This is a genomic window from Planktotalea sp. (genome assembly GCF_049680325.1).
Classification (GTDB): Bacteria; Pseudomonadota; Alphaproteobacteria; order Rhodobacterales; family Rhodobacteraceae; genus Planktotalea.
Map to the genome: position 1 here is coordinate 1 of NZ_JBAUHO010000109.1, position 25862 is coordinate 25862.

Annotated in this window: 26 protein-coding genes; 17 read left to right on the forward strand and 9 right to left on the reverse strand. The window is 54.8% G+C overall.

From position 1 onward, the window contains the following. Positions 1–235 precede the first annotated feature (235 nt). From WBC85_RS04465 to WBC85_RS04485, 5 genes are all read right to left on the reverse strand, one after another. Positions 236–1030 carry a transporter substrate-binding domain-containing protein gene (locus WBC85_RS04465; protein ID WP_424433473.1) on the reverse strand — a complete coding sequence of 265 codons (795 nt, stop codon included), beginning with the start codon at positions 1028–1030 and terminating at the stop codon, positions 236–238. Between the two features lie 52 nt (positions 1031–1082). Then, positions 1083–2123, reverse strand: a complete 1041-nt coding sequence (locus tag WBC85_RS04470) for a HesA/MoeB/ThiF family protein (RefSeq protein WP_424433474.1) — start codon at positions 2121–2123, stop codon at positions 1083–1085. Continuing rightward, positions 2123–2575, reverse strand: a complete 453-nt coding sequence (gene dut, locus WBC85_RS04475; RefSeq protein ID WP_424433475.1) for a dUTP diphosphatase — start codon at positions 2573–2575, stop codon at positions 2123–2125. Before dut ends, WBC85_RS04470 begins: the two co-directional genes overlap by 1 nt. Before the next feature lie 46 nt (positions 2576–2621). After that, a complete protein-coding gene (coaBC, locus tag WBC85_RS04480) occupies positions 2622–3818 on the reverse strand; it encodes a bifunctional phosphopantothenoylcysteine decarboxylase/phosphopantothenate--cysteine ligase CoaBC (RefSeq protein WP_424433476.1) in 1197 nt (398 codons plus the stop codon). A gap of 63 nt (positions 3819–3881) precedes the next feature. Further along, positions 3882–4760 carry an RNA polymerase factor sigma-32 gene (locus WBC85_RS04485; protein ID WP_424433477.1) on the reverse strand — a complete coding sequence of 293 codons (879 nt, stop codon included), beginning with the start codon at positions 4758–4760 and terminating at the stop codon, positions 3882–3884. 112 nt (positions 4761–4872) lie between these two features. Here WBC85_RS04485 and cobU point away from each other — a divergent pair, with 112 nt between their 5' ends. The 4 genes from cobU to WBC85_RS04505 all read left to right on the forward strand — a co-directional run bounded on the left by cobU (position 4873) and on the right by WBC85_RS04505 (position 8473). Next, positions 4873–5391: a bifunctional adenosylcobinamide kinase/adenosylcobinamide-phosphate guanylyltransferase gene (gene cobU / locus WBC85_RS04490; protein WP_424433478.1), complete on the forward strand. Its 519-nt coding sequence runs from the start codon at positions 4873–4875 to the stop codon at positions 5389–5391. Between the two features lie 2 nt (positions 5392–5393). Next, the gene (locus WBC85_RS04495) at positions 5394–5969 is read left to right on the forward strand and encodes a histidine phosphatase family protein (protein WP_424433479.1); all 576 of its coding nucleotides are present in this window, start codon (positions 5394–5396) and stop codon (positions 5967–5969) included. A gap of 59 nt (positions 5970–6028) precedes the next feature. Next, positions 6029–6895, forward strand: coding sequence for a glutathione S-transferase (locus tag WBC85_RS04500; protein WP_424433480.1), 867 nt, complete (start codon positions 6029–6031; stop codon positions 6893–6895). A 63-nt stretch (positions 6896–6958) separates the two neighbouring features. After that, complete coding sequence (locus WBC85_RS04505) at positions 6959–8473, forward strand: YifB family Mg chelatase-like AAA ATPase (RefSeq protein ID WP_424433481.1); 1515 nt, start codon at positions 6959–6961, stop codon at positions 8471–8473. On the opposite strand, the gene gshB is transcribed toward WBC85_RS04505, so the two are convergent. From gshB to rsmI, 3 genes are all read right to left on the reverse strand, one after another. Further along, entirely contained in the window at positions 8474–9409 is a 936-nt protein-coding gene (gene gshB, locus WBC85_RS04510; protein ID WP_424433482.1) for a glutathione synthase, read from the reverse strand. A gap of 66 nt (positions 9410–9475) precedes the next feature. After that, positions 9476–9844: a YraN family protein gene (locus WBC85_RS04515; protein ID WP_424433483.1), complete on the reverse strand. Its 369-nt coding sequence runs from the start codon at positions 9842–9844 to the stop codon at positions 9476–9478. Continuing rightward, positions 9837–10697 (reverse strand): 16S rRNA (cytidine(1402)-2'-O)-methyltransferase, encoded by an 861-nt coding sequence (rsmI, locus tag WBC85_RS04520; RefSeq protein WP_424433484.1) that lies wholly within the window; start codon positions 10695–10697, stop codon positions 9837–9839. Before rsmI ends, WBC85_RS04515 begins: the two co-directional genes overlap by 8 nt. An 84-nt stretch (positions 10698–10781) precedes the next feature. Between rsmI and WBC85_RS04525 the strand changes: the two genes are divergently transcribed. Genes WBC85_RS04525 through murJ form a run of 3 tightly spaced genes read left to right on the forward strand, consistent with a single transcriptional unit; the run spans position 10782 to position 16274 of the window. After that, positions 10782–11972 (forward strand): penicillin-binding protein activator, encoded by a 1191-nt coding sequence (locus WBC85_RS04525; protein ID WP_424433485.1) that lies wholly within the window; start codon positions 10782–10784, stop codon positions 11970–11972. 7 nt (positions 11973–11979) lie between these two features. Continuing rightward, positions 11980–14748: a [protein-PII] uridylyltransferase gene (locus tag WBC85_RS04530; protein ID WP_424433486.1), complete on the forward strand. Its 2769-nt coding sequence runs from the start codon at positions 11980–11982 to the stop codon at positions 14746–14748. After that, positions 14745–16274, forward strand: a complete 1530-nt coding sequence (gene murJ / locus WBC85_RS04535) for a murein biosynthesis integral membrane protein MurJ (protein ID WP_424433487.1) — start codon at positions 14745–14747, stop codon at positions 16272–16274. The genes WBC85_RS04530 and murJ overlap by 4 nt, the downstream gene beginning before the upstream one ends. On the opposite strand, the gene WBC85_RS04540 is transcribed toward murJ, so the two are convergent. Next, positions 16271–16972: a rhomboid family intramembrane serine protease gene (locus WBC85_RS04540; protein ID WP_424433488.1), complete on the reverse strand. Its 702-nt coding sequence runs from the start codon at positions 16970–16972 to the stop codon at positions 16271–16273. The two genes, murJ and WBC85_RS04540, sit on opposite strands and share 4 nt — an antisense overlap. A gap of 81 nt (positions 16973–17053) precedes the next feature. Between WBC85_RS04540 and trpS the strand changes: the two genes are divergently transcribed. The 10 genes from trpS (at position 17054) to WBC85_RS04590 (ending at position 25813) form a co-directional block, all read left to right on the forward strand. Next, entirely contained in the window at positions 17054–18073 is a 1020-nt protein-coding gene (trpS, locus tag WBC85_RS04545; protein WP_424433489.1) for a tryptophan--tRNA ligase, read from the forward strand. A 244-nt stretch (positions 18074–18317) separates the two neighbouring features. After that, on the forward strand, positions 18318–19325 hold the full coding sequence (locus WBC85_RS04550) for a Hint domain-containing protein (RefSeq protein WP_424433490.1): 1008 nt from the start codon (positions 18318–18320) through the stop codon (positions 19323–19325). 169 nt (positions 19326–19494) lie between these two features. Further along, a complete protein-coding gene (locus WBC85_RS04555) occupies positions 19495–21378 on the forward strand; it encodes a PhoX family protein (protein ID WP_424433491.1) in 1884 nt (627 codons plus the stop codon). Between the two features lie 232 nt (positions 21379–21610). Next, entirely contained in the window at positions 21611–22066 is a 456-nt protein-coding gene (locus WBC85_RS04560; RefSeq protein WP_424433492.1) for a universal stress protein, read from the forward strand. Positions 22067–22071: 5 nt separating this feature from the next. After that, the gene (locus WBC85_RS04565; RefSeq protein WP_424433493.1) at positions 22072–22461 is read left to right on the forward strand and encodes a VOC family protein; all 390 of its coding nucleotides are present in this window, start codon (positions 22072–22074) and stop codon (positions 22459–22461) included. 75 nt (positions 22462–22536) lie between these two features. Continuing rightward, positions 22537–23103, forward strand: a complete 567-nt coding sequence (locus WBC85_RS04570) for a NifU family protein (RefSeq protein WP_424433494.1) — start codon at positions 22537–22539, stop codon at positions 23101–23103. A gap of 70 nt (positions 23104–23173) precedes the next feature. After that, positions 23174–23752 (forward strand): tRNA (adenosine(37)-N6)-threonylcarbamoyltransferase complex dimerization subunit type 1 TsaB, encoded by a 579-nt coding sequence (gene tsaB, locus WBC85_RS04575; RefSeq protein WP_424433495.1) that lies wholly within the window; start codon positions 23174–23176, stop codon positions 23750–23752. Then, the gene (locus WBC85_RS04580; protein WP_424433496.1) at positions 23749–24153 is read left to right on the forward strand and encodes a GNAT family N-acetyltransferase; all 405 of its coding nucleotides are present in this window, start codon (positions 23749–23751) and stop codon (positions 24151–24153) included. The genes tsaB and WBC85_RS04580 overlap by 4 nt, the downstream gene beginning before the upstream one ends. Positions 24154–24356: 203 nt before the next feature. Next, positions 24357–25361, forward strand: coding sequence for a BMP family lipoprotein (locus WBC85_RS04585; protein WP_424433497.1), 1005 nt, complete (start codon positions 24357–24359; stop codon positions 25359–25361). An 86-nt stretch (positions 25362–25447) separates the two neighbouring features. After that, positions 25448–25813: a nuclear transport factor 2 family protein gene (locus WBC85_RS04590; protein ID WP_424433498.1), complete on the forward strand. Its 366-nt coding sequence runs from the start codon at positions 25448–25450 to the stop codon at positions 25811–25813. Positions 25814–25862 lie beyond the last annotated feature (49 nt).

Genomic DNA, 25862 nt, shown 5'->3' on the forward strand with positions numbered 1-25862 from the left:
GTGCAAATCCCACAAGCGTTACGAAAATAGTCACGCGCATGCCTTTGACCAAAGTGCCAAGAATTTGCGTGTGCAGATCGTCCGTAACAATCCGGTAAAGGAAAAACACGCCGATGCCCGCGGCCAATAATAGCCACCAAGGAAAATCATCGTCTTGATGCGGCGAAGGGATCATGCGGGTTTTGAGGTTCCAGAAAAAAGGCGCTCCAAACAGGAGCGCCTTGGCAGCGGCTTGTTATCCGCCAATTTTGTAATCGAGGAACCACTTTTTGTTGAGCGCCTCAATAGTGCCGTCGGCAGTCATATCCGCAATCGCTGCGTTCATGGCTTCAACCAAATCGCTGCCTTTCGGGAAGATAAAGCCAAAGTCCTCGGTGCCCAGCTTTTCGCCGATGATCTTGAGCGCACCATCAGACGCCTCGACATAGCCATTGCCAGCGGTGCCATCCGTCAGAACAAGATCTACGTCGCCTGTGCGCAACGCCTGAACCGTCGCGCCAAAAGTTTCCATTAACTGGATGCGCGGGTTCGATTCATTTCCGTCCAATACGTCGTAGACACCCACATAGAACGGCGTCGTACCAGGCTGCGCCGCCATCATTAGATCGGCATTTTCTGCGAAACTTTTGGCGTCGGTAAAGCGGTCTTCATCACCGCGCACCAGCATCACCATTTCAGAAGTCATGTATTTGTCCGAGAAATCGACCTTCTCTTTACGGTCTTCGCGGATCGTGATGCCCGTCATGCCCATATCGAACTGCCCTTGGGATACGGCAGGGATCATCGCGTCCCAGGAGATATTTTCATACGACACGTTGATGTTGATGCGCTTGGCAATCTCTGCCATCGCGTCATATTCCCAACCGATGGCGTCGCCTGTTCCAGGCTCAATAAATTGCAGTGGCGGGTAGGCGTTTTCGGTTACAACGACCACGTCGCGCCCTTCAAGATTAGGCAAATGGCCACCGGCAAATGCAGTGGATGCAAGCGCCGCAAAACCAAGCGCGGCAAGTGTAGCTGTCAGTTTCATTGTGATCTCCTAGGTTGAATTCGTTTCACTATGGCGCGGGCAACAGATTCCATCAACCACCGCAAATCGGACAATCGGGGCGCGGTTTCAGTGACAGTTTTCGCGTCTCCCCGAATAGCGCATCATAGATCAGCATCTCGCCGCGCAGCACTGTCCCTGCGCCTGTTATCAACTTGATCGCCTCCTGTGCCATCATTGCGCCGATGACTCCGGGCAGCGGGCCAATCACACCGGCTTCGGCGCAGGATGGCGCAAGCTCAGGTGCCGGGGCTTTGGGGAAAATGCACTGATAACAGGGCGCGCCGTTTGCAGGATCGAAGATGCTGAGCTGACCTTCCCACTGGCTAAGCGCGCCTGAAATCAGCGGTAGGCCCAATGCCACAGCGGTGCGGTTGGCCAAATATCGAGTGTCAAAATTATCGGTACCGTCAAGGATCAGTTCGTACTCGGCGAACAACGTACTCGCATTTTCCAGCGATAAGCGTCGATGGTATGGCCTAACCTCAATATGCGGATTCTGCGCTAGCATGGCACTTTGAGCTGAAAACACCTTGGGCGTGCCAATCGCATCATCTCGGTGGATCACCTGTCTTTGCAGATTGGCGTTCTCGACCACATCATCATCAATAACGCCAATCGTGCCAACGCCTGCAGCCGCCAGATATTGCAAGGCAGGCGCGCCAAGCCCCCCCGCCCCGATGACCAGAACCTTTGCATTCTTGAGCTTTCTCTGCCCCATGCCCCCGATTTCGCGCAGTACGATGTGGCGGGCATATCGCTCTAACTCACTGTCGCTGAAACCACCTGTTTTGGCTGCTACGCCAATCGGTTCGACGTTTTGCGCACGCTGGCGCAACCGCAAAAGCACTTGGCGATAGGCAAGCGCAATTGCCGCAAAGCCCGCGAAAATCAGATAAGGCGCGGGCGAGCCGCCTAAAGCGACGCGCAGCGAATGATCCTCTGGGAACGTCAACAGCACGCCAATCACAGCAGTGAAAAGGACCGCAATAAGCATCCAGCGCTGCGCCTTGGGCGCTTTAAAATATGCGCCAAACCCGTAAATGACGCAGGCCATTAGAAAGACAATTGCCATCAACTACGTCCGGTTGAGCCGAACCCGCCGCCGCCGCGCTGGGTCTCGGACAAGTGGTCTACGATTTCGAACCGGGCACGCACGACAGGGGCCAAAACCATCTGGGCGATCCGCTCGCCGTGGGCCACCGTAAAGGGCGCGTCGCCCGCATTCATAACGATAACACCCAACGGGCCACGATAATCGCTATCGATTGTGCCGGGCGCATTTGGCAATGTAATGCCATGTTTCAACGCCAAACCCGAACGCGGTCTGAGTTGCACTTCAAACCCCGCCGGTATCGCCAATCGCAAACCCGTTGGAATCAACGCGCGCGCGCCCACTGCCAAAACCAGTTCTTTTCGATCAGGCAGATTTGCCCGCAAATCCGCGCCCGCTGCACCCGCACTCGCGTAGAACGGCAGGCCAAGCGATTGATCCGCGCCCTCTTCCCAAACGAATTCAATGCGCATTCGCACCCCTCTTCATTTTGCCAAGTAAACTCAAATACAACGTTGCCTAGCCTGCCAAAACATCAGCAATTTTTTGCGCCAACCTTTCGGCGACGGCCGCTTTGCTCATACGCGGCCAGTCTTCGGCTCCGCCTTGCGAAATCAGCATCACGTCATTCTCAGTGCCACCCATGATGCCCGTTTCAGGGGAAACATCATTGGCCACGATCCAGTCACAGCCTTTTCGCGCGCGTTTAGCCGTCGCATTGGCGATCACATCATCGGTTTCTGCCGCAAAGCCCACGACAAGCCCGGGGCGCCCTTCTTTCATCTGGCTGACCTGCGCAAGAATATCGGGGTTTTCCGCAAATTCGAGAACCGGCAGTTGACCGTTCTTCTTTTTGATCTTCGAGTTACTTTCGGAGGCGACGCGCCAATCAGCCACCGCCGCTGCAAACACGCCTGCATCAACAGGTAGGGCCGCAGTGACAGCGTCCAGCATCTGTGCGGCGCTTTGAACTTTGACCACCTCTACCCCTTCTGGCGGCGCAACGTCGGCTGGACCTGTGACGAAAACCACCTCGGCACCAAGGCGGGCCAAAGCCGCACCAATCGCCGTGCCTTGCGCGCCTGATGACCGGTTGGCGATGTAGCGCACTGGATCAATCGGTTCATGGGTTGGCCCAGACGTCACCAAAATACGTTTGCCTTTTAGCGGTCCATTGCCCAGCGCCGCATCAATTGCAGCAACGATTTCCATCGGCTCAGCCATGCGGCCCGGTCCATATTCACCGCAGGCCATATCGCCCTCGTTCGGCCCGACAAAGGACGCACCGTCACCCTTAAGCGCGGCGACATTTCTTTGGGTCGCGGGGTGATCCCACATTCGCACATTCATGGACGGCGCAATAAGAACTGGGGTATCCGTGGCAAGCAACAATGTAGAAGCCAGATCATCCGCACGTCCCTGCGCCATCTTCGCCATCAGATCCGCGGTGCCCGGAGCAACAACCAGAAGATCCGCCGAACGTGATAGCTGGATATGGCCCATCTCCGCTTCTTTGGTCAGATCGAAAAGGTCGCTATGGACTTCGACGCCAGCCAGCGCCGAAACAGACAAAGGTGTCACAAATTCACTGCCTGCGCGCGTCAGAACGGGCGTCACCGTCGCGCCCCGTTCCCGCAAACGGCGGATCAGCTCTAGTGATTTATAGGCTGCGATCCCGCCGCCGATGATTAAAAGGATATGTTTGGATGAAAGCATGATGCGCCCCAAGCTGTTTGTGACAAGCTATGCGGGGCGCGCGCAGGGTACAAGTCGCGATCCTCACGCAAGAAATGCATGAACCTCGTCGCTTTGCGCTTCTAAAGATTTACGCATTTTCTGGAACGCGGCGGCTTCAAGCTGTCTGATGCGCTCTTTTGAAAGACCAAGCTCGTTTCCCAAACTTTCAAGCGTTCGTGGTTCATCCTTTAGTTTTCGTTCTCGCACGATGAAACGCTCACGCTCGTTCAATGCATTCATCGCGCCGAGCAACCATTCGCGCAATTGTTCTGTGTCATGCGCATGCTCGACAATTTCCTCGGCCTGCGCGCTTTCATCTTCCAATGCGTCGATCCATTCGCGCCCTTCATCCTCGATCGATTGTGTCGCGTTGAGCGAAAAATCCGAACCTGACAAGCGCCCATGCATCATCTCGACGTCATTCATCGACACACCAATTTCGGTGGAAATCGATTGCAGCAATTGATACTGATCCAGCGTTTCTCCGCGCTGCATAGCTTCGCGCTCAAGCCGTGCCTGCACGCGGCGCATGTTGAAAAACAATGATTTTTGCGAAGAGGTCGAACCAGTGCGCACCATCGACCAATTGCGCATCACATGATCCTGAATTGAGGCTTTGATCCACCAAACCGCATAAGTCGAAAAACGAACGCCGCGGTCGGGATCGAACTTGTCTGCCGCTTTCATCAACCCCAAGCCCGCCTCTTGGATCAGATCATTCATTGGCGCGCCATAGCGGCGGAATTTATACGCCATGGAGATCGCTAGGCGCATGTAGGCAGAAATCAAACGGTGTAGCGCTGCCTCGTCGCGTTGATCTCGCCAAGCATAGGCAAGTTTCAATTCCGTTTCGGCATCCAGCATTTCCGCCTTCATTGCCCGCCGTGAAAACTTTACATCACTTACATTGTCCAATGCCATCGTCTTCCCCCTTTAATGACAGTTTCGTCATCGCCAAAGCGCATGTGGTTTTCTTCACGCTTTGTTAAAGGTACGCAGAAGAGATCAAAGCGGATCACATGGAGCTGCAAAAATGTCTGGAACCCTAACACTTGTGATCGGCGGTGCCGCCTCCGGAAAGTCTGCTTTTGCCGAGGGTCTGGTGATGCAAACCGGCTTGGACAAGATCTATGTCGCGACCGCCCGTGTGCTGGATCCCGAGATGGAGCACAAAGTCACAAGGCACAAAGAAATGCGCGGCGCGGGCTGGCAGACGATTGAGGCGCCGCTTTCGCCAGATGCAGTGCTTCAAGCAGCTTCCAGCACTGAAGTTGTTTTGCTGGACTGTGCCACAATGTGGCTGATGAACCATCTCATGGAAGAACGCGATCTATCAGCCGCCCGCACCGAATTGCTGGATTCGCTTGAATGTTGCGCCGCCGATTGCGTTGTCGTTACTAATGAATTGGGCTTGGGAATTGTGCCTGCCGATCCACTCTCTCGCCGCTTTCGACAGGAACAGGGCGAATTAAATCAGGTTTTGGCCGCACAGGCGGATATCGTTTACAATGTTGTCGCGGGCCTTCCACAACTGCTTAAAGGCAGCGTTTAAACATGCAGCGCTTGTTTCTCGTGCGGCATGGGCCAACACATGCAAAGGGGATGATCGGCTGGACTGACCTACCCGCTGATCTGTCAGACACCCAAGCCCTTTCACGGCTTAACGCCTATCTTCCACAGGACGCGCGGGTTATTTCTTCCGATCTGGTTCGCACGATTGAAACAGCCAATGCGTTTCAAGGGGCTCGTACAAGATTGCCACATGACGCAGCTTTGCGTGAAATGCACTTTGGAGCTTGGGAAAACAGGGGTTTCAAAGACGTCGCCGCCGAAACGCCAGAGCATATCCGCTCTTTTTACGAGCAACCTGGCGACGTCGCCCCGCCAAATGGTGAAAGCTGGAATGCACTGCGCGCGCGCGTCTCTCCCGCAATAGACTTTGCTCTTGCGGCTTGCGAAAGCGATCTTATCGTAGTTTGCCATTTCGGCGTTGTTCTTAGCCAGTTGCAACGCGCAACCGGCCTTCACAGCTATCAGACTTTTGCGCAGCGCATCGACAACCTGTCTGTCACCGAAGTGCTGATCGATGATGGAAAATGGCGCGCGGGCGCAATCAATCACCGTCCGTGATGGTTTTTTAACAAATCATCGTTTGTTGGAATGTGCTTCGTTGAAATAGCTTCGGCGGCATGAGCTATGATCTTTATATTGGCGAATACGCCTATTCGAGTTGGTCCCTGCGTGGTTGGCTTCTCGTGAACCGTTTCGGGCTGAATGCGCGAAGCAAAATGGTCCCATTTCTAGCGCAGGATGTTGCACAGCAAATGGCATCTGTCGGCGTTGCGCGCACGGTGCCAACGCTTGTGACCGATGACGGAGCAGTGATTTCTGAATCCGCGGCAATTGCCGAAGAATTGGCGACGCGACATCCGAATGCCGGCATTTGGCCGAACGAAAGCAAAGCGCGCGCCGTTGCAAGAACGCTGGTCGCTGAAATGGCATCAGGTTTCACGGCGCTACGGTCGGATTGCCCGATGAACTTGCGGGTGTGTTATTCTGAAAGTGCGCCGCGCGCCGAAGTCCTTGAGGATCTTGCCCGAATTGAAAAAATCTGGGCCCATGCGCGTAAACATCGCGTTTCTGACGGGCCTTGGTTGCTGGGCGATTATTCAGCTGCTGATGCTTTTTTTGCACCTGTTGCGGGGCGTATTGCGGGCTATTCGCTACCCGTTGGAAAAGCCGCTGCCGCCTATGTTGCGGCCCATCTTGCTGATCCTGCCTTTCGACGCTGGCGCGCGATGGGTCTTGTGCATGGGCCCGAACTGCCCTGGTATCGCAAGGACTATCCAACAACCAACTGGCCCGGCCCGACGCCGCGCGCAGCGAAGGAAGTTGACAACGGAACCCCCGAAAATGACGCCTGCCCGTATTCTGGAAAGGCAATCACCCATTTGATGGAAATGGACGGTCGTATCTTTGGCTTTTGCAATCCTTTCTGCCGCGCCAAAACCGTTGCAGACCCTGAGGCGTGGCCTGCGTTTATGGCGCTCGTTTAAAGAGCGTTTACCTTTCCTAAAGGCTTTCTCCGCTAGGCCAGTATGGTTAACAGGAGAAGCCCATTGGTCGCGCATGCCTATACAGTTGCCTTTGAAGGTGTCAGCGCGCGCAGCGTTGAAGTGCAATGCGCCGTGACCCCCGGTTTACCTGCCTTTTCTATCGTCGGGCTACCTGACAAGGCCGTATCCGAAGCCCGTGACAGGGTGCGTGCCGCCTTGTCTGCGATGTCCATTGCGCTACCGTCCAAACGGATCACAATTAACCTTTCCCCTGCTGATCTACCCAAAGAAGGTTCGCACTTTGACCTTCCAATCGCCCTTTCCCTGCTCGCAGCAATTGACATAATTCCGGCAGAGGAAGTCGAACGCACGATATCTTTGGGTGAGCTATCGTTGGATGGCACACTTGTTCCCGTGATCGGTGCCTTGCCTGCCGCGATGACGGCAGCGCAAGAGGAACGGTCCTTGCTCTGCCCCGCAGCATCTGGTGCAGAGGCAGCCTGGGTCGGCTCCGCAGAGGTGATCGCCGCCAAGTCGCTTGCCGAAGTCATTCGCCATTTCACAGGGCAATGCCCCTTGGCCCCCGCGCAACCGGGCACAGTTACCAGCGAAACCAACGGAAAAGACCTTCGCGATGTAAAGGGGCAGGAACGCGCCAAACGGGCGCTGGAAATTGCGGCGGCGGGGCGTCACCACATTCTGCTTGTCGGAACGCCCGGTTCGGGTAAATCCATGCTCGCGGCGCGTCTTCCGGGATTATTGCCACCACTCAGCCCGATGGAAGCACTTGAAACCTCGATGATCCATTCGCTTTCCGGCTTGCTTGATGAAGGCGGTATTTCCCGAACGCGCCCGTTTCGCGAACCCCATCACACCGCATCCATGGCTGCGATCATCGGCGGTGGCAGAACGGCCAAACCGGGAGAAGTTTCCCTCGCCCATAACGGCGTGCTGTTTATGGATGAATTCCCTGAGTTTTCTCGCCAGGTGCTGGAAACCCTGCGCCAGCCCATTGAAACGGGCGAGGTCATGATCGCGCGCGCCAATGCGCATATCAAATATCCCTGCCGTTTCATGCTGGTTGCAGCCGCCAATCCTTGCCGCTGTGGATATGCATTCGACCCTGCGCGCGCCTGCTCAAAGATGCCGCTGTGTTCGCAAGACTATATGGGACGTATTTCGGGGCCACTTATGGATCGTTTTGATTTGCGGGTCGAAGTGCCGCCCGTGCATTTCACCGATCTCGATCTACCGGAAAGCGGAGAAAGCAGCGCGGAGGTCGCCCAACGCGTTGCCACTGCGCGTGCGATACAGGACATTCGTTATCGCGAACATGATGGAATGCGCGCCAATGCCGATGCCGAGGGCGCGAAACTTAACGCGGTCACGCAGCTATGTAGCGAAGGCAAAAGCTACCTCACCCAAGGGGCAGAACGGTTCGGGCTGAGCGCGCGAGGATATCACCGGATTTTGCGTATCGCCCGCACGATTGCCGATCTGGATGGTGCAGATAACATCGCGCCCATGCATGTGGCGGAGGCGCTTAGCTTCCGACTATCAAATTTCGAAGCCGCCTGATTATTTGCGTTTATTCTCAATCGCCTGCCAGATTTTTTCCGCGATGTTCACGCCATCAAAGCGCTCCAGCTCTTGAATGCCTGTGGGCGAGGTCACGTTGATCTCGGTCAGGTAATCACCGATCACATCAATCCCGACAAACACCTGCCCTTTTTCGCGCAAAAGCGGGCCTATGCGCGCGCAAATCTCCAAATCACGCTCTGTCAGGCCGATCTTTTCAGGCCGCCCGCCCACATGCATGTTGGAACGAGTTTCACCTTTGGCAGGCACCCGGTTGATCGCGCCAACAGCTTCACCGTCTACAAGGATCACACGTTTGTCGCCATTGGACACATCGGGCAGGAATTTCTGCACGATGAGCGGCTCGCGGCTGAAACCTGTGAAAAGTTCATGCAGCGAAGTCAGGTTACGATCATTGGCATCAAGCCTGAACACGCCTGCCCCGCCATTCCCGTAAAGCGGTTTGAGAATGACATCTTGATGCTTGGCCTTGAAAGCTTTGATCGTGTCCAGATCGCGCGCAATCGTAGTTGGCGGCGTGAGATCGGGGAAATCAAGCACGAGCAGCTTTTCAGGATAGTTTCGCACCCAGAACGGATCGTTTACGACCAGCGTTTCAGGGTGCAAACGATCCAGAATATGGGTCGTCGTGATGTAGTTCATATCGAAAGGTGGATCTTGGCGTAGCCAAATCACGTCCATTTCTGACAGGTCAACATGGCGTTCCGGCCCCAAAAGCGCATGATCGCCCTGCACGCGCTGGACTGTGAAATCATGCCCGCGCGCTGTGACGCGGCCTTCTTCATAGGCCAATTTGTCAGGCGCGTAGTAAAACAGTGAATGCCCGCGCGCTTGCGCCTCTTCCGCGATACGGAACGAGCTGTCGGCGTCGATGTTAACGGCACCAATTGGGTCCATCTGGAATGCGATTTTCATGCGAGGATCTCCCTGTCTGCCTTGCTTAAATGGCGCAGGGCTGCATGGGACGCAATGGGCATCGCGCTAGAAATCGCCGATTGCGTTTTCCAATACCTGCACATCGCCGTGCCCGTTCACAAAGGCGGCGTCAACGCGCATAGGTGTGAGCAACCCGCGCGGCAGCGTTCCAAGGTATTCTTGCGCAGCCAGGCAAATACGCTGCTGCTGGCGCTGTGAAATCCGCAGTGCCGCAGCTTCGAAATTCCGCGCTTTTTTCACTTCAACAAAAACAACTTCGCGACCAGCGCTAAAGATCAGATCGACCTCGCCTGCCCTACCGCGCCAGCGTTGCGCTAGCAATTGATGGCCACGGCGCTGATAGTCTGCCGCAACCTGAAATTCGGCGCATTGTCCTGCAAGATAGGACAGTTTGCCTGTTTCAGCCTTATTCATCAGTTCGATCTAAAGCCAAAGCCATCTGATACACCTTCCGGCGCGCCATACCATGCGCACCTGCAACCATCTCCGAAGCATCCTTGAGCGACATCTGCGTCAAAGCCTCTCTCAGGTCCGCTTCTAGATCAGAAACGTTAACAGCAGCTTTTCGAGCCCGATCAATAACCACAACAATTTCGCCCTTCGGCGGTGCCTCATTCACAGAGGTCACCAGCTCGGACAAGCTGGCCCGGCGAACTTCTTCAAACTTTTTGGTTAATTCACGGCACATCGCAGCGGGGCGATCCCCCAAGACGGTCAGGCAATCGCTTAGCATTTTTCCTACGCGTTTGGGTGATTCGTAAAAGACCAACGTCGCAGGCACATCTTTCAGCGCCTCAATCGCGGAAACCCGCGCAGTTTTGGTGCTGGGCAAAAAGCCGGCAAATAGAAATTTATCCGTCGGCAAACCTGCCAAAGTCAGGGCTGTCGCAATCGCTGTCGGACCCGGCGCAGAGGTAACAAGATACCCGGCCTCGGCGGCCTCTTTGGAAAGGTCATAACCCGGGTCTGCAATCATCGGCGTTCCGGCTTCACTGGCATAGGCGACAGAGCGGCCTTGCGCCAAGAATTGCATGAGTTTCGGCCTTGTGCGCTCGCCATTATGATCGTGATACGATAGCAGCGGGCGGTCCCCCAAAGGGATGCCGTGGATGTCCATCAGACGACGCAGGGAACGCGTGTCTTCGGCCGCCAGAACTTCGGCAGAAGCGAGGATATCAAGCGCACGCAAAGTTATGTCGCGTGCGGTCCCGATCGGCGTTGCGATAAAGTACAAACCGCCTACCAATTTCACTGTCTTTGCATTCACCTCTGGACCCGCCTTTCATGACGTTTATTATGCGACCTCGACCGGCGGCGCTAACGAGCGACGTCCATCAGGGGGTTTATATCTATGTTTGCTTTTTTGTCTTCGGCCCGCAAGGTGCTGACGCGCAGTGTTTTTGCTTCGGTTATCGTGGCGTTGGCGGCCTGCCAACCTATCACGCTTGGCGGTGGTACCGGTCTTGGTGGCGGCGCAGGCCCGACGATCAATACAAGTGAGCCTGTTCCAGTTGCGCTGTTGATTCCGAAATCAAGCAATGGTGCGGGTACAGTCGCAACATCGCTTGAGAACGCCGCGCGCATGGCGATTGCGGACTTGACCAACGTCAAAATCGATCTGCGTGTTTACGACACCGCTGGATCGACGACCCAGGCGGCCGCGATGGCACAAAAGGCTGTCGCAGACGGCGCCCAGATTATTCTTGGCCCGCTCTTCGCAGACGCGGCCAACGCGGCAGGCGTCGCGGTTGCCAATCAGAACGTCAACATTCTCAGCTTTTCCAACAACTCGTCGATTGCTGGCGGCAACGTCTTTGTGCTTGGCCCGACCTTTGAAAACACGGCAGAGCGCTTGATGAACTTTGCAGCGCGCCAAGGCAAAACCAAAGTCCTGATTGCGCATCCGAACAATGTCGAAGGACAGTTTGGCCGCAACGCTGTGCAACAAGCGGCGTCACGCAACGGCATTGCGGTTGCTTCCGTGAACGGTTTCGAATTCAGTCAGGCTGGCGTCGTTGCCGCAATCCCGCAGATCAAGGCTGCAATGGACAGCACAGGTGCAGATTCATTGGTTATGACGTCCAATTCGGCAGGTGCATTGCCGATGCTCGCGCAAATGCTGCCCGAAGCAGGCGTCAACCCTGCCAACACTCAATACATCGGTCTTGCCCGTTGGGACGTTCCTGCGCAGACGTTGGAACTGCCCGGATTGCAGAACGGTTGGTTTGCATTGCCTGACCAAGCGATGATCCAGAATTTCCAGACGCGCTACACCCAAGCCTATGGCAGTTCACCACATCAGTTGGCGGGGCTTGCTTATGATGGTATTGCGGCAATCGGCGCTCTTGTGGAAGCAGGCAATAAGAAAGCACTTACCGCAGGTGCCTTAACGCAAGGCGCTGGGTTCCAAGGGGTCGCTGGTGCGTTCCGCTTGCGCCCGAATGGAACCAATGAGCGTGCCCTTTCCGTGGCAATGGTACGCAATAAACAGGTAGTAATCATTGACCCTGCACCCACAAAATTCACAGGCGCAGGTTTCTGAGCCTAAGTTGAAACTAACGCGTCCTGCGCCGGAAAACCTGATTTTACCGGCGCAGGACATATTCGATGCATCCGCTGTCTTAGCCGCGATCGAGGCAGAGATCGCGGAGCTGACTGACGCGATGGCCGTTCGAAAGTCCGCGGTCACGCATCTTGGCAAGGCACGCACGGCGGGCATGAACGCCATCGCGGATGCCCTGCGAGCCAGCCCCTATGCTGCGCGCGAAATGACGCGTTCTTACACTTTCCTGACGGATTGCCTTGTCGAGGCGGCATTTCTTGTTGCGTCTGTAGCGCTGCATCCGATCTCCAACCCGACCGAACAAGAACGCATCGCCATGATCGCAGTTGGTGGATACGGGCGCGGAGAAATGGCACCGCAATCGGATGTGGATTTGCTGTTTCTGACACCCTACAAGGTAACCCCCTGGGCCGAGAGCGTTATTGAATCGATGCTCTACATCCTTTGGGACTTACGCCTGAAAGTCGGCCACGCCAGCCGCACGATCCGTGATTGCCTTCGCCTTGGCGCTGAAGACTTTACGATCCGTACTGCGATGCTCGAACATCGGTTCCTGACAGGTGACAGCGCATTGGCCGACCGCCTTGACGAGCGGCTTTGGGAAGAGCTGTTCTCTGGCTCGTCCCGCGAATTCATTGAAGCCAAGCTGGAAGAACGCGAAGTCCGCCACAAAAAGCAAGGTGGCCAGCGCTACGTTGTTGAACCCAATGTCAAAGAAGGCAAAGGCGGCTTGCGGGATTTGCAATCGCTGTTCTGGATCGCCAAATATGTTCATGGTGCCCATAGCGTTGCCGATCTGGTCGCGGTCGGCGTCTTTACCAAGGGTGATATTGCGACATTCGAAGACGCCGAAAGCTTCCTCTGGGCCGTACGCGGCCACATGCATTTGATCGCAAAGCGCCCGATGGAACAGCTAACCTTTGATCTGCAAGTCGATGTTGCCGCGCAGATGGGCTATGTTGATGCAGGCGGGCGGCGCGGTGTCGAAATTTTCATGCAGGATTATTTCCGTCACGCAACCGCTGTTGGCGATCTTACGCGGATATTCCTGACCAAACTTGAAGCGACACATGCAAAAAGCGAGCCGCTATTAGAGCGCATATTCCGCCGTCGGCCACGGATGAAGGCCGACTATATCGTTGTGCACGGTCGCATTGCCCTAAACGATCCTGAAGCCTTCCTCAGCGACAAGCTCAACATTTTGCGCCTGTTTGAAGAAGCGCTCCGCACCGGGATGCTGATCCACCCCGACGCGATGTTGCTGGTGAAAGCAAACCTGCATCTCATTGACGATCCGATGCGCAACGATCCCGAAGCGTGCCAGATTTTCCTCGATCTGATGTTAAAGCACGGCAACCCTGAACGGGCTTTGCGCCGTATGAACGAACTGGGCGTGCTTGCTGCGTTCATCCCTGAATTCGAACCTATCGTCGCGATGATGCAATTCAATATGTACCATCACTACACGGTTGATGAGCATACGATCCAATGCATCCGAAACCTTGCCGAAATCGAGCGCGGTGAGTTGGAAGAAGAACTGCCCATCTCTACCGAAATTCTGACCAAGGACATAAACCGCAAAGTGCTTTTTGTTGCCATGCTTTTGCACGACATCGGTAAAGGGCGCCCTGAGGATCATTCAATTCTTGGCGCGCAGATTGCACGCAAAGTTGCGCCGCGCCTGGGCTTGAGCAAAGTTGAAACCGAAACAGTCGAATGGCTTGTACGCTACCATTTGTTGATGTCGGACATGGCGCAAAAGCGCGACATTGCAGATCCGCGCACCGTGCGGGATTTCGCCAAGGCGGTTCAGAATGTAAAGCGGCTTGATCTACTCACGGTGCTGACGGTTTGTGATATTCGCGGCGTTGGCCCTGACACGTGGAACAACTGGAAGGCCGTTTTGATCCGCGCGCTTTATCGGCAAACGCGCAATGCGCTAGAGAACGGATTGGAAGATCTGAACCGCGAACAGCGCGGCGCTGACGCAAAACGCGCCTTGCGCGCCGCCTTGCCCGATTGGACCAAAAAAGCCCTGAAGGACGAAACAGCGCGCCACTATGCACCCTACTGGCAGGGGTTTCATGTTACCGCGCATGTCATCTTCGCCAATCTGCTGCGTGATATCAAAGACGACGAAATCGCGTTCGACATCCACCCTGATGAGGACCGCGACGCAACACGCGTTTGCTTTGCGCTTGCCGATCACCCGGGCATTTTCTCGCGCCTTGCCGGGGCATTGGCCCTGGTTGGTGCAAACGTTGTGGATGCGCGGACCTTTACCTCAAATGACGGGTTCGCGACGGCTGCATTCTGGATTCAGGATGGTGATGAAGGCCCCTACGAGGCCTCACGTATTCCGCGCCTTAAACAGATGATCGAAAGAACCCTGCGCGGCGAAGTTGTCGCGATGGAAGCGATCAAAGGGCGTGACAAGATCAAAAAGCGCGAGCGCGCGTTCAAGGTTCCGACCCATATTACCTTCGACAATGATGGCTCGGAAATCTACACGATCATTGAGGTTGATACCCGTGACCGCCCCGGCCTGCTGTATGATCTGACGCGCTGCATGGCCAATATGAACGTCTACATTTCTTCGGCCGTCATCGCGACCTACGGTGAGCAGGTTGTGGATACGTTTTACGTCAAGGATATGTTTGGTTTGAAATTCTATTCCACGTCCAAACAACGCGTACTGGAAAAGAAGCTTCGTGAAGCGATGACCCAAGGCGCCGAGCGCGCGAACACGCCATGATTAGAGGTATGTTCACAGTTGGCGTCTGGACGCTCCTTAGCCGCGTGCTGGGATTTGTGCGCGACGCTTTGATCCTGTCCTATTTGGGAACGGGACCAGCCTATCAGGCCTTCGTTGTCGCGTTCCGATTGCCGAACATGTTTCGCCGCTTTTTTGCGGAAGGGGCGTTCAACCTCGCCTTTGTGCCAATGTTTTCCAAACGGCTTGAAGCAAATGACCAACCCAATGCTTTCGCCAACGAGGCGTTTTCGGGTTTGGCCAGCGTCTTGATTGTCCTGACCGTTCTCGCACAAGCCGCAATGCCTTGGCTGGTCTATGCACTTGCAAGCGGGTTTTCTGGCACGGAAACCTTTGATCTGTCTGTGGAATTCGGGCGCATCGCCTTCCCCTACATCCTGTTTATTTCATTGGCCGCGCTTGCCTCCGGGGTGTTGAACGCGGCTGGTCGTTTCGCGGCGGCGGCGGCTGCGCCTGTCTTGCTCAATATCTTGCTTGTCAGTGCAATCTTGTTTGCAGCAGCGACGGGGCGCGACGTCGCGCGGGCCCTGATCTGGATGATCCCCTTGGCGGGTCTTGCGCAGCTTGTGCTGGTCTGGATTGCAGCAAAAGGCGCGGGGATAACACTGCGCCTGCAACGACCGCGCTTTTCACCTGACATGAAACATCTGGTCAAGATCGCCGTTCCCGCGGCGATGGCTGGCGGTGTTATGCAGATCAACCTATTGGTCGGACAACAGGTTGCCAGCTATTTTGATCGCGCTGTTGGTTGGCTTTTTGCAGCAGATCGCCTGTATCAATTGCCACTGGGTGTTGTCGGCATCGCGGTGGGCATTGTCCTGCTTCCCGATCTTTCGCGCCGGCTGCAATCCGGTGATGATGAGGGCGCGCGAAGTGCGTTCTCTAGGGCGACCGAAATCTCGCTAGCCCTGACCATCCCCGCTTCGGTCGCTCTGATGGTTATCCCGCTTCCGCTGGTGACGGTGTTGTTCGAACGCGGCTCTATGACAAGTGACGATAGTGCCGCTATCGCAGCAGCAGTAGCGATCTACGGCCTTGGTCTGCCTGCCTTTGTATTGCAGAAAACCTTGCAACCCTTGTTCTACGCACGTGAAGATACGAAATCGCCATTCCGCTTTGCAGTGGTTGCGATGATCGTGAATGCAGCACTTGCCTTTAGCCTTGCCCCCGTGATCGGATGGATTGCACCAGCAATCGCAACCACGCTTGCGGGTTGGGTCATGGTTCTTTTGCTTGCGATTGGAACACGTCCAATGGGCGATGTGGCGCGCTTTGACGCGCAGCTTCGCCGCCGCATCTGGCGGATTTGCCTTGCATCCGCAGGCATGGGCGCACTGCTTTGGAGCGCGAGCGCGTCAATGTCGACCTTCCTTGGAATGGACGGCTGGCGCTATCTTGCCCTGACGATCCTGGTATCGGTTGGAATGCTAACCTACTTCATTCTGGCACACGTCTTGGGCGCAATTCGCATGTCTGAATTGAAAAGCGCGATGCGTCGCGGCCGCTAGTCGCGATGCATCTTTTCGCGCAAACGTGAAAAGCCGCCCGGGCTGACGACAAAGGACATCAAAAAGCCCGTTGCAAACCCGGCCACATCAGCGAGCCAATCGTTCTGACCGCCAAAGAGCAGACCAAAGATCAGCTGAATACCCATAAGAAATCCGATCAAGGTAAACGCACGCACCTGCTGTGCGCCTAGCTCGCCCAGTTTCAGCCAAAGCAAATAGGTGAAAGCCCCGATCAGCCCATAAACCGCAGGAAACCCACCGATCAACGGGGCTGGATCATCCAGAATGACGCCGTAAGTTAATGCACCTGCTGCGCCAGATACAACAAATACACTCAGCGTTGCCAAGCCGGTAAAGACCTCGCCAACCATTTTGCCCAACGCCAGCAACATGACGCAAACAAAAAGCGCATGGGTAAAGCTGGTATGGATGAAAAGGTAACTCACAAAGCGGATCAAGTGTTCGGCTGGCCACTGGCCGTTGTCCCACATCCAATCAAAGATCAGTCCTGAAAACGCATAACTCTGGATCGCATCAAGTCGCCAACCGATCCCCGCTGGCCCGCCGAGCATGCCGCGCGCGGCAAGCGAAAACATCGCCTCGATACCAATGATTATCACGAACAAAGCAACCACCACGGGTGGCAGAGGATTGACCGGACTAACGGTTTCTGGCGATTGATACGGGTCTTCGGACATAATGGGCGGCCTGCTTTGCTTGACGATACCTGCCCCCATGGGTAGTGCAGCAAGACCTATTATTCCAGATGGAGATTTCCCATGACAGAGGTGGTCCACACACCCCGTGTCTTTTCAGGCATTCAGCCCTCGGGCGGCCTGACACTCGGCAACTATCTTGGCGCGATCAAACGCTTTGTTGATATGCAGGAAAGCGGTATCGAAACGCTTTATTGCATGGTCGATTTGCACGCTATTACTGTCTGGCAAGACCCTGCCGATCTGCGCCACAACACGCGCGAGCTGGCAGCGGGCTATATTGCAGCTGGCCTGGATCCAGCTAAATCCATCCTGTTCAATCAATCGCAAGTTTCTGCACACGCCGAACTTGGCTGGATATTTAACTGCGTCGCCCGCATGGGCTGGATGAAACGCATGACCCAGTTCAAGGATAAGGCGGGCAAGAATGCTGAAAACGCTTCGCTTGGTCTTTTTGGCTATCCTGCGCTCATGGCTGCGGACATCCTGATCTATCACTCGACCCACGTTCCTGTGGGCGAAGATCAAAAGCAACATTTGGAATTGACGCGTGATGTTGCGGCCAAATTCAATCACGATTTCGGTGTCGATTTCTTCCCGATGACCGAGCCTGTGATTGAAGGCGCGGCCACGCGCGTGATGAGCCTGCGTGACGGATCCAAGAAGATGTCCAAGTCTGATCCATCCGATGCATCGCGGATCAATATGACGGATGATGCGGAAACAATTGCGAAGAAAATTCGTAAGGCAAAGACTGATCCAGATGCTCTACCTTCTGAAGTCAAAGGCCTTGAGGATCGCCCCGAAGCACGCAATCTGGTGAATATCTTCGCCGCTTTAAACGATCAAAGCGTGGATGCTGTTCTGTCTGACGTTGGCGGCAAGCAGTTTTCGGAATTCAAGCCTATGCTGGTCGATCTCGCGGTTGAAAAACTTTCACCAATCAGCACCGAAATGGCCCGCTTGATGAATGATCCAGCCGAGATTGATCGCATTTTAGGCGACGGTTCGGCACGTGCGCGCAAGATCGCCAATCCGATATTGGAAAAGACCTATGATATCGTTGGCATGATCCGCTCGTAAGATCGGCGACACTGTTTTATTTAATAGTTTTAAGGGCGTAGCGGTAGCTGCGCCTTTTTTTCATGTCCGAACAACCCGGCCTTGACGCTACAATGCAGGCGGATCCGCCCCACTGTTTCCAATAAATGCCCCAATTGATCGCCGTTTTGATCCAATCTGGTCAGAGTTCATTAGTAGTTCTTCGCTATTACCTCTGGAATCGGACGTCTGATTAGGCCTCCGCTTTGCTTAGTAGGAGCGCAAAATGCCCGTCTATTCTTTGATGGCATATTCAAATCTTGATCTTGGCCGCCCGAGCGGGTCAATCTCGACGGGAACTTTTACAGTTTCTGGTGCATCTGCGATTATGCAGGTTCAGGATGATGACAGCGTTTTCGACGATGAAAGCACTGGCAGCGGTGAAACACTGGACACCAGCCAACAGACCCTCGCGTCCGCTTTTGATGGGACTTATTCAGCGGGTCAGGTTGTCCGCTCGGTTTACAAATATACCGTCGTCAACAACACGACGGGGGAAACCGGTGTTGCCTATCTTATTCGTGTCTACACTGGTACAAATCCATCCTCCCCGGGCAGTCAGGACGGACCTTACTATAACGCCTTTGACATCCCTGTTTCGCCCGGCGATTCGATAACCCTTTCTGCGGGAAACTATATTGGTCAGATCGATTATTCCGAACTGGTTGTCTGTTTCACCAAAGGAACGGGAATTCTGACAAAGACAGGGTTAAGACAGATCGAAACCCTGCGCGTTGGTGACATGATCGCGACCCGCGACAACGGCTATCACCCCCTGCGTTGGATTGGATCAAAAACCGTTCGTGCTCAGGGGGCCGTTGCGCCAATCGAAATTGGCAAAGGTGTGCTCGATAACACGACCAAGCTGCTTGTCTCGCCGAACCATCGCATGTTGATTGAAGCCGCGTCTTCCGACCTTCTATTTGGGGAGCCAGAGGTGCTGGTTAGCGCCAAGTATCTTTGTTCAAATCCGGGGATCAGACGTGTGCTTGGCGGCACAGTGACCTACATTCATATGCTCTTTGATCGTCATGAAATTGTATTTGCCGACGGCGCAGCAAGCGAAAGCCTGTTTCCGGGAGAGGGCGCGCTTAATGCGCTGGAAGACCAAGCGCGCAGCGAAGTTTTGTACCTTTTTCCCGAACTTGCCAGCACCACACGCGGAGCGTTTGAGGAAACTGCGCGGCTTTGCCTGCGCAAGCATGAAGCGCTTGTTCTGTCCAACTTTGGATAGCGCGGATGCTACAGCAGGCTAACAGACGGTGCGCGCCCGGCACAAAAAGGCGCAATACATTTAAAATCTCAGCCTGTGTCTTGTCATAAAAGATTTGCATCGCTGTCACAAAACAGAATCCACCGCACCCTATTGCGGCTCTATCACAAGCTAACTGATGGAGCGCCAGATGAACCGCGAAGAACTCTCTTTTGATGACTATGATGAAACAATTAACCCTGCCCCCGAAAACACCGGGTTCGACACAGTTGTCGAAACAGCCCTAAGTCGCCGCGGCTTTCTCGGCGGCGTGATGAGCTTTGGCGTAGGCACATTCGTTCTGGGCACAACGGCGCTCAGCACGCCAGCTGGTGCAAGCGCGGATCGCTTTGGTTTCGAGCAGGTCGCAGCAAACACACTGGACACGATTACGGTACCTGAAGGGTTCGAATGGAAGCCACTCACGCTATGGGGTGATCCGCTTTGGTCTGACGTACCAGCGTTCGACGAAGCAACACGCGGCACAGCCGCCAGCCAGGCGCGCGCATTTGGCGATAACAACGACGGTATGTCCGTGTTCAACCTGCACGGCAAAACGCTCATGGTTGTGAACAACGAATATACAAACCGCAAATTGCTTTGGGGCAACCGCCCGGATGCACAGCCAGAAACAGATGACGACATCGAAAAAGGTATGATGGCGCACGGTGTGTCCGTGTTCCAAGTCACGCCAGTCGATGGCGATTGGCAGGTCATGCTGGACAGCGATCTGAACCGCCGCATCACGCCGCGTACCGAGATGGACCTTACAGGTCCGGCCGCGGGTCACGATCTGATGAAGACAGCTGCTGATCCTACGGGCACGAAGGCGCTGGGAACGTGGAACAACTGCGGCAACGGCGAAACGCCTTGGGGCACATATCTAGCCTGCGAAGAAAACTTCAACGGTTACTTCTCTGCCGAAGATGAAGCGCACGAAGTCAGCGCAGAACTGAAGCGTTACGGCGTATCTTCCAAAGACTGGGGTTATGGCTGGGCGAAAGTGGACGAGCGTTTCGACGTGTCCAAAAACCCGAACGAGCCGAACCGCGCGGGTTATGTTGTAGAGATTGATCCCTTCAATCCGACCTCGACACCGAAAAAGCGCACCGCGCTTGGCCGCTTCAAGCACGAGAACGCAGAAGTCGTAATCGCAGCGAACGGCAAAGTCGTTGTTTACATGGGCGATGACGAGCGCGGCGAGTTTTTGTACCGCTTCGTATCAAACGGCATCTACACGCCAACAGGCAGCACCGAAGGTCTGCTGGATGATGGCGTCCTTTCTGTCGCTAAATTCAACGACGACATGACAGGCGTATGGTTGGAATTGACGCCTGAAACAACAGGTATGTCAGCCGCCGAAATCAGCATTCACACGCGCATGGCGGCATCCAAAGTAGGCGCAACGACAATGGATCGCCCTGAATGGGTTGCGGCTAACCCCGCCAAGGTTGAGGCTTATGTAGCACTGACCAACAACAAAAACCGCGGTGTTAAGCCAAATGCGGGTGGCGATGATACTTCCGCAAATGGCGTCAACCCACGCGAGGCCAACAACTACGGCCAGATCGCGCGTTGGGTGCCAGATGCGGCAGATCACACTGCTAAGGGCTTCATCTGGGATCTATATGCACTTGCGGGTAATCCCGATGTGCATTCGGATGCTTATGCGGGCTCTGACAACATCAACGCGGGTAACATGTTCAATTCGCCTGACGGTCTGTTATTTGATGACAACGGGCTGCTCTGGATCCAAACGGATGGCGCATATTCGAACGAGGGTGACTTTGCCGGTATGGGTAACAACCAGATGCTGGTTGGCGATACTGTAACCGGTGAAATCCGCCGCTTTATGGTTGGTCCGAAAGAATGCGAAGTCACAGGCATGTGCTGGTCGCCTGACCGCCGTACAATGTTTGTCGGCATCCAGCATCCGGGTGAAAAGTCAGGAAGCCATTTCCCACATGGTGGCGACACGCTGCCACGTTCAGGTGTTTTTGCAATTTCTCGCAAAGATGGCGCAGTAATTGGCTAAGCGACACGTCGCTGAAACAATTTGCGGGGAGAGTTGTAGATTCTCTCCGTGAATGACCCAAGTCAGATGGGGCATTCAACAAAGTAGTTTTAGATTTTCAGCCTCGAAAGCCTTGATGCTTTCGGGGCTTTTTCTAACCTTGAACAAATTCTTAGCGTGGCAATTGCGAGAAAGCGTTGCGCGGCTGCGCGCCTTGCGCCATGATCGGCATTGGCCTGCAAGGAGCGAAGACATGCGGAAATTTCTGGTTGTGCTGGATGACAGCCGTGAGTGTTTGAACGCGATGCGTTTTGCAGCAATGCGCGCGGCAAATACAGGCGGCGGCGTTGAAATCCTATCGGTTATTCCACCGGATGAGTTTAACCACTGGATTGGCGTCGGTGACATCATGCGCGAAGAAGCGCGCGAGCGTATTCACGCGCATTTCGAGGTTTTCGCCAAATGGATGCGCGACAAGCAAGGTGTTGATCCTGAACTTGTTATTCGTGAAGGCGATCCTGTCGAGCAAATTCTTGCGCAGTGTATGGATGACAAGGATGTGGGTGTTCTCGTACTTGGCGCAAGTTCGGATAAAAAGGGCCCCGGCCCCCTTGTGACTCAGCTCACGCGCAACTCCGGGACACTTGAAATTCCGATAACAATTGTTCCGGGCGAGCTTAGCAAAGAGCGGCTCGAGGCGATAACATAAGCCCCGTGTCACAGCATATTTCAGCCATCGCGCTGGTCGTCCCGGATTATGATGCAGCGATTGCCTTTTATGTCGGCAGTCTTGGATTTGATCTGGTTGAGGACACTCAGCAAAGCGCAAACAAGCGATGGGTGCTTGTTGCACCAAAAGGCGCGCAAACACAGCTTTTGTTGGCGAAAGCAGATGGAGCGCTGCAAACTGCCGCAATCGGCAATCAAACAGGTGGGCGCGTCGGTTTTTTCTTGCACACTGAAGATTTTGCGTCTGATTTCCAAAAGATGCGCGACGCTGGTGTTACATTCGAAGAAGAGCCGCGGGTCGAGCCCTATGGCACTGTGGCCGTCTTCCGCGATCCGTTCGGGAACCGCTGGGACTTACTCGAACTGAACAGCTAGTTTAGAACCCTTCTAAATGTTGACATTACCCCACACGCCACACATATCTAAAGTTCGCTGCTGGAGAGTCGTAAAATGTTTATTCAAACTGAATCCACACCTAACCCCGCCACATTAAAGTTCTTGCCGGGGCAGACGGTTCTTGAAATGGGCACTGCCGATTTTCCAAGTGCAGTTGGCGCTGACGTTTCACCGCTCGCCGCGCGTATTTTTAGCAATGACGGCGTGAGCGGTGTGTTTTTCGGAACCGATTTCGTAACTGTGACCAAAGCGGAAACGGTTGAGTGGGATCATATCAAGCCTGCGATCCTTGGCGCGATCATGGAACATTTCCAATCTGGCGCGCCGGTCATGGCAGGGGATGGTGCGCAGCCGAATTCAGGCCATGCCGAACATACTGGTGAAGATGCTGAAATTGTCGGGCAGATCAAGGAACTGCTTGATAGCCGCGTGCGCCCGGCTGTGGCCCAAGATGGCGGCGACATCACATTCCACGGCTTTGATCGCGGTGTTGTTTACCTTCATATGCAAGGGGCCTGCGCAGGCTGCCCTTCATCAACATTGACGTTGAAAATGGGCATCGAGAACCTGCTGCGCCATTACATTCCAGAAGTTACCGAAGTGCGTCCTGTCGCTGTTTAAATGAGCGAACAGGCTATCACTGCATTCAGTTCTTACGCTGACACGTTGAAGCGCGAGCCATGGTGACGTCATGATCGTTCTGGGATTTGACACCAGCGCAGCACATTGCGCAGCTGCGATCTGGAAAGACGGGCAAACCATCGAAGAACGGCGTGAACCTATGAAACGCGGCCAAGCCGAGCGTTTAATGGGCCTCATCGAAGATGTGCTGAGCGCACAAAGCATTAAATGGTGCGATCTGGATGCAATCGGCGTTGGCATCGGCCCCGGTAATTTCACAGGGATCCGCATTTGCGTCAGCGCCGCCCGCGGCCTGGCGCTTGGACTTGGAATTCCAGCGATTGGCGTGGATCGATTTGATGTCATTGAAGCCAATTCGGTTGAAACCGGCGTTCCATCGGTGCCCGCCACGCAAGACAACCTTTATATCAGGCAGGCGGGACATGACCCGAAATTGGTTAACCGCATTGAAGCGGAAAACGTCGGCGAAACTCTGATCTTTGATGCAGAAGGAACCAATCCCGCAATCGCGATCGCCCAGATTGCTGCATCGCGGATCAGCACCCAACATCCCCGCCCTGCCCCGCTTTATATCAAGGCAGCAGATGCAGCGCCCGCGCGCGATGCGCCGCCGACGATCTTGCCATGACCCCTGAACAATTGGCAAATTTGCATGCCCGTGCGAGCGCTTCACCATGGAGCGCGGCCAGTTTTGCGCAACAGCTGAACTATCCCGGTGCGATCTTGGAATTCACGGAACATGCCTTTGCTTTTGGGCGCTGTTTGTTTGAAGAAGCGGAACTTTTGCAAATTGCGACCGATCCCAATTTTCAGAAACAAGGGCTTGGTCGACAGGTTCTAACCGCCTTTGAGCACGAGGCCTTCAAGCGCGGATGTACCCGCGCCATTCTCGACGTTGCTGAAAGCAATACGTCCGCACGCACGCTGTACACAACCTCTGGCTGGCAGGTAGATGGTCGACGAAAATCCTACTATCCTCGCATTGATGGCGGGCGCGAAGATGCCTTGCTGATGTCAAAAGCGCTCTGATCCCAAACGCTTAGACTTTGGGCGCACTGACGTTAAGTCAAGGCATGTCGCTCCAAACTTGCAGCGCAATTTCGTAAGAATCGGTTGACCCCGCCACGTCCCTGCGTCCTAATCCGCTAATGGAAGCGCGCGGCGACGCGCTCGGCTCGTATTGTATATCGTGCAAAGCGCGCCGACGATCCGCAATCAATTGGGAGAGACGTATGTCTATCATGAAGAAAATCCTCGGCGGCGCAGCTGCACTGGCGATTACCGCTGGCGCGTTGGCTGCCGATCCTGCGATCATTTTTGATCTTGGCGGCAAGTTTGATAAATCCTTCAACGAAGCGGCCTTCACAGGCGCACAGCGTTGGGCCGACGAAACAGGCGGCAAGTTCTTTGAAATCGAACTGCAGTCCGAAGCACAGCGTGAGCAAGCGCTGCGCCGTTTCGCAGAAGCGGGCGCAAACCCGATCATCACAACGGGCTTCGCTTTCGCAACGCCGGTTGAAGCGGTAGCGCCTGACTATCCTGACACGAAGTTTGTGAACATTGACGGCTGGATGCCTGAAGTGCCTGCAAACGTTCAAATGATCGGTTTTCAGGAACATCAAGGTTCCTACCTTGTTGGTATGATGGCAGCGATGGCGTCCAAGTCTGGCACAGTCGGTTTCATCGGCGGCATGGACATTCCTTTGATCCGTCACTTCGGTTGCGGATTCGCGCAGGGCGTGAAAGCAGTTAACCCTGACGCAAAAGTTATTGCCAACATGACAGGCACGACACCTGCCGCTTGGAATGACCCGGTTAAAGGCTCCGAGTTGACAAAGGCTCAGATCAGCCAAGGCGCGGACGTTATCTATGCTGCGGCTGGCGGCACGGGCGTTGGTGTTCTGCAAACAGCAGCGGACGAAGGCATTCTGTCCATCGGCGTTGATAGCAACCAGAACCACCTGCACCCAGGCAAAGTCCTGACGTCCATGCTCAAGCGCGTTGACGTTGCGGTCTATGACTCCATGAAAGCGGGCGCAGAACTGGCAACTGGCGGTTTCACAACCCTTGGTCTTGCTGAAGAAGGTGTCGGTTACGCGATGGATGACAACAACGCATCGCTCGTAACAGCTGAAATGACCGCAGCCGTGGAAGAAGCAAAAGCGAAGATCATCAGTGGTGATCTGGAAGTTGTTGCCTACTACGCAAACGACAGCTGCCCTGCGCTAGACTTCTAATCTAGCCTTCAAAGCACAATAGAAGGCCGCGCTACACATTCGTGGCGCGGCCTTTTTGATTAAGACCATCTTGGGGGGAACGGACCATGAGCGATGCAATCACTGCCTTTTTTGACACGTGGGGACTAAGCGACGATGTCGCACGCGCCAAGGCAATCGCTTCTGTTTACTCGGAAAACGGCACCTACGCCGATCCGCGCGCGCAAGAGCCGATGACAGGGCCCTCCGCGATTGCCGGCTACATAAATATGTTCAGCGCCAATGCCCCAGGCTGGACCGCAAAAGTGGTAAAATCTGATGAGATCGCAGGACTACAACGCGCAACTGTCGCCTTTGCTGGCATGGGACCTGACGGCAAGGAAATGGTTCAATTGGGCCAGTATTTTGCAGAACTCGACGATGGCAAGATAACACGCTTGATCGGTTTCGTTGGCACGGGAGAACCTGCATGAGCGCCGCACCAGCAATCGAGTTGAAAGGCATTTCCAAAGCCTTTGGTCC